Source organism: Rhodovulum sp., assembly GCF_011048875.1.
Taxonomy (GTDB): Bacteria; Pseudomonadota; Alphaproteobacteria; order Rhodobacterales; family Rhodobacteraceae; genus Rhodovulum; species Rhodovulum tesquicola.
Window position 1 is genome coordinate 1 of sequence record NZ_DSDD01000063.1, and the last position, 7691, is coordinate 7691.

Sequence of the window (7691 nt, forward strand, 5' to 3'; positions counted from 1 at the left end):
CCCAGTATGGCGAGGTTTCGGCGGTCGAGGACAGCATGGCCTATGACAAGGAGGAATTGCTGCTCGACCTGACCGCGCAGGGGGCTGCGCTGGGCTTCACCATCGAGGAACTGGGCCGGGTGCTGCGTCACCGGCTGAACGGGATCGAGGCCGCGACCTATCCCGACGGGCCGCGTTCGGCGGCGATCCGGGTGGAACTGCCCGCGCGCGAGTTGACGGCGGATTTCCTGGAGCGCACGCTTCTGCGCGCGCCCTCGGGCGACTACCTGCCGCTGGCCGATATCGTTTCGGTCAAGCGCAGCACCGGGTTTTCGACCGTGCGGCGCGAGAACGGGCTGCGCGTGGTCTCGGTCACGGGCGATCTGTCCGAGGACGATCCCGCCCGCGCCGAAGAAATCATGCGCGAGCTGGAACAGGTGGTCCTGCCCCGGATCGAAAGCGATCTGGGCGTCGCCTGGCGCCTGGCGGGCCTGTCCGAGCAGGAACGGGACTTCATGGCCGATGCCCGGCTGGGGCTGGGGCTGGGGCTGATCGGCATCTACCTGACGTTGGCCTGGATCTTCGCAAGCTGGTCGCGGCCGGTGGTGGTGATGGCGATCATCCCGTTCGGGCTGGTGGGCACGATCTATGGCCACATGGCCTGGGATGTGCCGATGTCGATGTTCACGGTGGTCGGGCTGATCGGGATGGTCGGCATCATCATCAACGATTCGATCGTGCTGGTCAGCACGGTGGACGATTACGCCCGCTCGCGCGGCCTGATCCCCGCGATCGTGGATGCGACCGCCGACCGGCTGCGGCCGGTGCTGCTGACCACCCTGACGACCGTGCTGGGGCTGATGCCGCTGTTGTTCGAGAGGTCGCAACAGGCGCAGTTCCTGAAGCCGACGGTCATCACGCTGGTCTACGGGCTGGGCTTCGGGATGCTCTTGGTGCTTCTGGTGGTGCCGGCGCTTCTGGCGGTGCAGCAGGATGTCAGCCGGCAGATCCGCGCGTTGCGTCATGCACTTCGCGGGCATTCGCGTGGCGGTCGGGCGCGAGCCGTGGCGCGGACAACGGCGTCGGCCGCGCTGGGGCTTGCGGCGCTTTTCGTGGCAACGGCAGGTCCGGTGCTTGTGACGGGTGCACTCCCCGGGCCGCTGGCCGCGGCGTTGCCGATGCTGGCCGACCGGCCGATGACGGCGGCGTTGCTGCTCTTCCTTGGCGGTGGAGCCATGGTCCTGGTGGTGGCTTACGCGCTTGCTGCTCGCGCAATGGTGCGAGCCGGAGGGCATAGCCCGGGCCAGACGCAGAATTCCTGAAGGATTCCTGCCCGCAAGATTGCGATGTCCTTGGCGGGGGCGGTCAGCGCCCTGCGCAGCCGCGGATGTCGATTGCCCGATCCTCACCAAGCAGCGTGATTCGCAGGTCGGAACGGTCCAGCGCGAAGGGCGCACCGGTCGCTGGCACAAGGTCCGAGCGCGCCACAAGCCGCCCGCCTTGTCGCGCAATGAACGCCTCGGAAACCCAGATCGAACTGTCCGACAGCTCGAAGACCGCCGTTTCGTTGCGCCCCAGGGGGGCGACCTCGATCTCGGCGGTCAGACGCAGACCGTCGGGAATCGCCTCCACCGTACAGGCCACGCTGCCGACCCGTGCCGCACGCGCACTCTCGGGCTGCGCAGCCAGCGCCGCGCGGATCGACTCGCCTCGGCCCTCGGCAGGCAACAGACCCGAAAGGTGCAGTTCGATCGGAAGGCAGATGTCCTGACACACGCCCAGTTCCACCCGCGCGTCCAGTTGCAGCGGCTGCCCGTGCTCGCGCGGGGTCAGTTCCAGCGGCAGCACAACCTCGTGTTCGTAGCCTATGGTGCGCAGCCCGTTCGACGAAAACACCCGCGGAGTGGGCCAATGCACCTCAACCTCCGCCACGTTCTCCGACCCCGTCCAGTCGAAACGCGGCGGTATTCCGGAGTCGCCCGGTGCACGCCAGTAGGTCTTCCACCCAGGCGCAAGCCGAAGCTTCAACCCGGCCATGTAGGTTCCGTCCGCGGTCTGCCAGCCCGGCAGGATCTCGGCGCTCAGCACATCATCGAGGGGGTCTGCCAGGGCGGCCTGCGCCAACCCCAGCGCAAGAGCCGACGCCGCGGCAAGACGGAGTGATCTGTCAAATCCCATGCGGCGAAGATAATGGGCGGTTCAGCGGCGGGAAATCACATTCGGGAGAGAGCGTCGCGAAAAAATTGTCTCGCGTCGGCCTTGCGCCGTTGCAACTGGCGACACATTCTGTTGGTCAGGTCGGTCCGGACGGTTCGCATGCAACTCAGTGGCAAGCTTCTTATCGCGATGCCCGGCATGGGTGATCCCCGCTTCGAGAGAAGCGTGGTCTTTCTCTGTGCGCATTCCGAGGAGGGCGCCATGGGGCTGATCGTCAACAAGCCCATGGCGGAGCTGTCCTTTTCCGATCTGCTCAGGCAGCTTGGCATTGCGCGGGCGCCCGGCGCCCGCGACATCCGCGTGCATTTCGGCGGCCCGGTCGAACATGCCCGAGGCTTCGTTCTGCATTCGGGCGACTACAATTCCGGCAGCGACACGACGCTGCGGGTCGATGGCCGGTTCGGGATGACGGCGACGCTCGACATCCTCGAGGACATCGCGAAGGGGCAGGGGCCGACCGATTCCCTGCTGGCGCTTGGCTATGCGGGTTGGGGGCCGGGCCAGCTCGAGGGCGAGATACAGGACAATGGCTGGCTGACCTGCGAGGCCGTGCCCGAAATCGTGTTCGATCCTGCTGATGCCGCCAAGTGGGAGCGCGCGCTTCGGACCCTCGGGATCGAACCGCTGATGCTGTCCTCGGCAGCGGGCCGGGCGTGATCATCCCCGGGGGGCCGCCGCCCGGCGCAGCCGATCGTTGATCGCCCGGCCAAGGCCGTGATCGGGAATCGGCGCGACGGCGATGCGCTGGCCCGGTTCGGCGCGCGCGTCCAGTTCGCGCAGCGCGTGGAAAAGGTTCGCTGCCGCTTCGACCAGATCGCCTGTGGACGACAGGTTCAGCGCCGCCCCGTCGCAGTCCGGCCCGAAGCCCAGCCATAGCGCGCCCGCGGGCGGCGTTGCGGCCTCGAGGGCGATGGGGGCATCCGGCGCGTAATGCGACGAAAGCTGCCCCGGCGCGGTGATCGCATCGTCCGCCCTGCGGGGCGCCACCCGCCTGCCCAGGCAGTCCTCGATCGCCTCCAGCGGCAGCCCGCCCGGGCGCAGCAGCACAGGCGCGGGATCGAAGCCGACGATCGTCGATTCCACCCCCACCGGGCACGCCCCGCCATCCACCACGGCCGCGATCCGGTCGCCAAGCCCCTCGATCACATGCGCGGCCCGCGTCGGGCTTATGCTGCCCGAACGGTTGGCCGAGGGTGCCGCGACCGGACCGCCGAACGCCGTCAGCAGGGCATGGGCCACCGGATGATCGGGCACCCGCAGCGCCACGGTGGGCAAGCCCGCGCTGACCAGCGGCGACAGCCCGGCATCCGGGCGCAGCGGCAGCACCAGCGTCAGCGCACCGGGCCAGAAGGCCGATGCCAGTTGTTCGCCCGCCCCGTCCAGCACCGCGAACCGCGCCGCGGCCGCGGCATCGGCCAGATGAACGATCAGCGGGTTGAAATGCGGCCGCCCCTTGGCCTCGAAGATCCGCGCCACTGCCCGGTCGTTCCGCGCATCCGCGCCCAGCCCGTAGACCGTCTCGGTCGGAAAGGCTATAAGCTGGCCCGCCCCCAGCAGCGCCGCCGCGCGGGCAAGCCCGCCCGCATCGGGCTTCAGGATCTCTGCGCTCATGGTCTGCGGTCCCGGTGACGTTGCGTTGGACTTGATGGGACGGGGCGGTCGTTTACCTTGCGTGCGACCTCTGCCACACCCTTGCCGGACTGCTACAGCCGCACCGGCCCGGGGGCAAGGCAGGAGGAGAAGGAGGATCTCATGCCGTACCGTGCCCCCGTGGCCGATATCCGCTTCCTGCTCGACCATGTGGCGGGGTTCCCCGAGCTTGCCGCGACCGCGCGTTTCGCCGAGGCAACGCCGGATCTGACCGCCGCGATCCTGGACGGCGCAGGCAGGCTCTGCGAGGAGGTCATGGCGCCCCTGCAACGGGTGGGCGACCTGCACCCCGCGCGGCTGGAAAACGGCATCGTCCGCACGCCGCCCGGCTTTGCCGAGGGCTGGCGCGCCATCGCCCAAGGCGGCTGGATCGGTCTGGCCGCGCCCACCCGGCATGGCGGCATGGGCCTGCCCCAGACGCTGGCAATGGCCGTCACCGAGATGATGAGCGGCGCCTGCCTTGCCCTTCAGATCGCGCCCCTGCTGACCCAGGGTCAGATCGAGGCGCTGAGCCATCATGCCAGCGACGCGCTCAAGGCGCTGTACCTGCCGAAACTGATCTCGGGCGAATGGTCGGGCACGATGAACCTGACCGAACCGCAGGCGGGCAGCGATGTGGGGGCGGTGCGCACGGTCGCGGTGCCGAAGGGCGACGGGACCTACGCGATCACCGGGCAGAAGATCTTCATCAGCTGGGCCGATTCCGAGTTCATCGGCAATGTCGTCCATCTGGTGCTTGCCCGCCTGCCCGACGCCCCCCCCGGCACCCGCGGCATCAGCCTGTTCCTCGTGCCGCGCAACATCCCCGATGCAAGCGGCGATCCGGGTGCGCGCAACAGCCTGCGGGTGGTCAGCCTTGAACATAAGCTGGGGCTGCATGGCAGCCCGACGGCCATGATGGATTATGACGGCGCGACCGGCTGGCTGGTGGGCGAACCGCATCGCGGCATGGCGGCGATGTTCACCATGATGAACAATGCCCGCCTTGGCGTCGGGATGCAGGGCATCGGCGTGGCCGAGGCGGCGTTCCAGCAGGCACTGGCCTATGCCCGCGAGCGGCGGCAGGGGGCGACGCCGCAGGGCGGGGCCATCATCGGCCATGCCGATATCCGCCGGATGCTGGCCGCCATGCGGGCCGAGATCTTCGCCGCCCGCGCCATCGCCTTGTCCTGCGCGGTGGCGATCGACATGGCCGACGCCACGGAACAGGCCGACTGGGCCGCCCGCGCGGCTTTCCTGACCCCCATTGCCAAGGCCCACGGCACCGATACCGGGGTCGAGGTCGCCTCGGCCGGTGTCCAGGTCCATGGCGGCATGGGCTTCGTCGAACAGACCGGTGCCGCGCAATACCTGCGCGACGTGCGCGTGACCCCGATCTATGAGGGCACCAACGGCATCCAGGCGCTGGACCTGGTCGGCCGCAAGCTGGCGGATGGCGGCGAGGCCGCCTGGCGGCTGCTCGAGGAAATCGAACAGGGCGCCGAAGCCGCGCGCGCCCTTCTGCCCGAACCTGCCGGCGACGTCTGGGCCGCGGCCGAAACGCTGCGCGAGACGACCGAATGGATGCTGACCCAGGACCAGACCGACCGATTCGCTGGTGCGGTGCCCTTCCTGCGCGCCTGGGCGCGGGTTCTGGGCGGCCATGTCCATCTTGCCGCCGCCCGCGCCGAGGGGGGCGCGGGGCCGCGCACTGCGCTTGCCCGCGTCTTCGTCGCGCGGCTTCTGCCCGAACATGTCGCCCTGCTGGCCCAGGCCCGGGCCGGGGCAGCGGGGCTTTACGCGCTGTCCGACGACGATCTGGCAGCATGATGGACGGCACGCGCGGCCCGGTCCGCTACCCCTTCCCCGACCCGCCCGCTCCCGACAGCGCGGTTCGGATCGCCGAGGGCGTCCTGTGGATGCGCCTGCCACTGCCGATGGCGCTGGATCACGTGAATGTCTACGCGCTGGACGATGGCGCGGGCTGGACCGTGGTCGATACCGGAATCGCCTCGAGCCGCTCCCGCGCGCTCTGGCGGGCGCTGATGGCGGGGCCGCTCGGCGGCAGGCCGGTGACCCGCGTGATCGTCACCCATCACCATCCCGACCATGTCGGTCTTGCGGGCTGGTTCCAGTCCGAGCACGGCGCCGAACTGTGGACCAGTCGCGTCGCCTGGCTGTTCGCGCGCATGCTGCAACTCGACGAACAGGACCGCCCCGCGCCCGAGACGCTGGCCCATTGGCGCGGCGCGGGCATGGACCCGGCCCTTTTCGCCGAACGCGCCACCCAGCGCCCGTTCAATTTCGCCGACACGGTGGCGCCGATGCCGCTGGGCTTTCGCGACATGGCCGAGGGCGACGTGATCCGCGCGGGCGGGCGCGACTGGGACGTGCGGCTGGGCGACGGGCATGCGCGCGACCATGTCACCCTCTGGAGCCGGGACTGCAACCTCGTGATCGGCGGCGACCAGCTCCTGCCCTCGATCTCGCCCAATCTCGGGGTCTATGCCACCGAACCGCTGAACGACCCCGTCGCGGGCTGGCTGCAAAGCTGCGCCCGGCTCGCCACGCATGCGCGGGAGGATCATCTGGTGCTGTCCGGGCACAAGCTGCCCTTCACCGGCCTGCCCACGCGGCTTGCGCAACTGATCGACAACCACCATGGCGCGCTCGACCGGCTGATCGCCATTCTCGACCGGCCGCGCACTGCCTGCGACTGCTTCCCGGTGCTCTACCGTCGCGAGATCGGCCCGGCCGAATATGTCCTCGCCCTGGTCGAGGCGGTGGGGCATCTGAACCACCTGTTCCTGACCGGCCGCGCCCGCCGCTGGCAGCGCGAGGATGGCGCCTGGCTGTTTCAACGTATCGGTGGGCCGCAGGCGTGACAGCCTCGGGCCGATTCGCTAGCCTGCCGCGCGAAGCAGGGAAGCGGGGACCAGCGCGCAGATGATATCGACCACTCCGGCGCAATGGCGAACGGCACGGCGTCCATCCGCCTTGCGGAAGCTTCACCTTCTCGCCGCTCTTCTGCTGCTCTTTCTTGCCGGCTGCGCCGAATCGGTCTGGGCGCCTGACGAGGATGTGGCCCGCGCCGCCTATCGCCATCCCGGCCCGCCCTCGATCACGCTTTTCACGGTAATCGCCAACCGGTCGGATGCCGGTGCACATTCGGCGCTGATGATCAATGCCAGCCAGCGGGTGATCTTCGACCCGGCGGGAACCTGGTGGCACCGCACCGTGCCCGAGCGCAACGATCTGCTCTACGGCATCACGCCCACGATGCTGGATTTCTACATCGACTACCACGCGCGCGAAACCTTTCGCGTTGTCACCCAGACCGTCGAGGTTTCGCCCGAAACCGCCGAACGGGCGCTGCGCGTGGCCGAGGCGTCGGGCGCCGCGCCCAAGGCGATGTGCGGCCGCTCTGTCAGCCACGTGCTGCGCCAGGTGCCGGGCTTTCAGACCATCCCCGCCACCGTCCGCCCCAGGGCCATCATGGACGGTTTCGCCAAGCTGCCCGGGGTCCGCACCGAAACGATCCGCGATGACGACCCGGATGAGAACCGCGCCGTTCTGACGGCGCAGCACCGCGACCGCGTGGCAGAACTTGTCGCGGCGGACTGAGCGCGGCATCTCCTGCCCAGGCGCGCGAAACGCCCTGTGTTTCTTCTTGGCCAAAATACCCCGGGGGTCCGGGGGCAGCGCCCCCGGCGGGTCGGCTTGCGCAGCAAGCCGAAATCCGACGCCTAGAGTCGACCGCGACCAAGTTGAATCTTTGGGATTCACACCCGGCGCAATTTCTGATTCATACTGACTGCCGTGAAGGAGGCGGCATGGATGGGGAAACCGTATTCTTCTGATTTGCG

The 7691-nt window shown here is 69.1% G+C and carries 7 protein-coding genes; 5 read left to right on the forward strand and 2 right to left on the reverse strand.

Annotated features, from left to right (window positions below; translation table 11 throughout):
• Positions 1 to 1301, forward strand: a 1301-nt coding sequence (locus ENN83_RS02160; protein WP_287183527.1) for an efflux RND transporter permease subunit, incomplete at its 5' end; no start/stop codon positions are given.
• Positions 1302 to 1344: 43 nt separating this feature from the next.
• Here the strand turns inward: ENN83_RS02160 and ENN83_RS02165 are convergent.
• Complete coding sequence (locus ENN83_RS02165; RefSeq protein WP_287183530.1) at positions 1345 to 2157, reverse strand: protein-disulfide reductase DsbD domain-containing protein; 813 nt, start codon at positions 2155 to 2157, stop codon at positions 1345 to 1347.
• Positions 2158 to 2295: 138 nt separating this feature from the next.
• Here ENN83_RS02165 and ENN83_RS02170 point away from each other — a divergent pair, with 138 nt between their 5' ends.
• Complete coding sequence (locus tag ENN83_RS02170) at positions 2296 to 2853, forward strand: YqgE/AlgH family protein (RefSeq protein ID WP_287183532.1); 558 nt, start codon at positions 2296 to 2298, stop codon at positions 2851 to 2853.
• Here ENN83_RS02170 and ENN83_RS02175 read toward each other — a convergent pair whose 3' ends face one another.
• Positions 2854 to 3807, reverse strand: a complete 954-nt coding sequence (locus ENN83_RS02175; RefSeq protein ID WP_287183535.1) for an L-threonylcarbamoyladenylate synthase — start codon at positions 3805 to 3807, stop codon at positions 2854 to 2856. It abuts the gene before it with no gap.
• A gap of 141 nt (positions 3808 to 3948) precedes the next feature.
• On the opposite strand from ENN83_RS02175, the gene ENN83_RS02180 reads away from it, so the two are divergent.
• The 3 genes from ENN83_RS02180 to ENN83_RS02190 all read left to right on the forward strand — a co-directional run bounded on the left by ENN83_RS02180 (position 3949) and on the right by ENN83_RS02190 (position 7449).
• On the forward strand, positions 3949 to 5655 hold the full coding sequence (locus tag ENN83_RS02180; RefSeq protein ID WP_287183538.1) for an acyl-CoA dehydrogenase: 1707 nt from the start codon (positions 3949 to 3951) through the stop codon (positions 5653 to 5655).
• Positions 5652 to 6710 carry an MBL fold metallo-hydrolase gene (locus ENN83_RS02185; RefSeq protein ID WP_287183541.1) on the forward strand — a complete coding sequence of 353 codons (1059 nt, stop codon included), beginning with the start codon at positions 5652 to 5654 and terminating at the stop codon, positions 6708 to 6710. Before ENN83_RS02180 ends, ENN83_RS02185 begins: the two co-directional genes overlap by 4 nt.
• Before the next feature lie 112 nt (positions 6711 to 6822).
• Complete coding sequence (locus ENN83_RS02190) at positions 6823 to 7449, forward strand: hypothetical protein (RefSeq protein WP_287183544.1); 627 nt, start codon at positions 6823 to 6825, stop codon at positions 7447 to 7449.
• The last annotated feature ends 242 nt before the right edge of the window (positions 7450 to 7691 follow it).

What these genes read in the sequence shown, in the direction of transcription:
- ENN83_RS02165 (WP_287183530.1), bottom strand. Translation starts at nt 2,157, where the DNA reads ATGGGATTTGACAGATCACTCCGTCTTGCCGCGGCGTCGGCTCTTGCG.
- ENN83_RS02170 (WP_287183532.1), top strand. Translation starts at nt 2,296, where the DNA reads ATGCAACTCAGTGGCAAGCTTCTTATCGCGATGCCCGGCATGGGTGAT.
- ENN83_RS02175 (WP_287183535.1), bottom strand. Translation starts at nt 3,807, where the DNA reads ATGAGCGCAGAGATCCTGAAGCCCGATGCGGGCGGGCTTGCCCGCGCG.
- ENN83_RS02180 (WP_287183538.1), top strand. Translation starts at nt 3,949, where the DNA reads ATGCCGTACCGTGCCCCCGTGGCCGATATCCGCTTCCTGCTCGACCAT.
- ENN83_RS02185 (WP_287183541.1), top strand. Translation starts at nt 5,652, where the DNA reads ATGATGGACGGCACGCGCGGCCCGGTCCGCTACCCCTTCCCCGACCCG.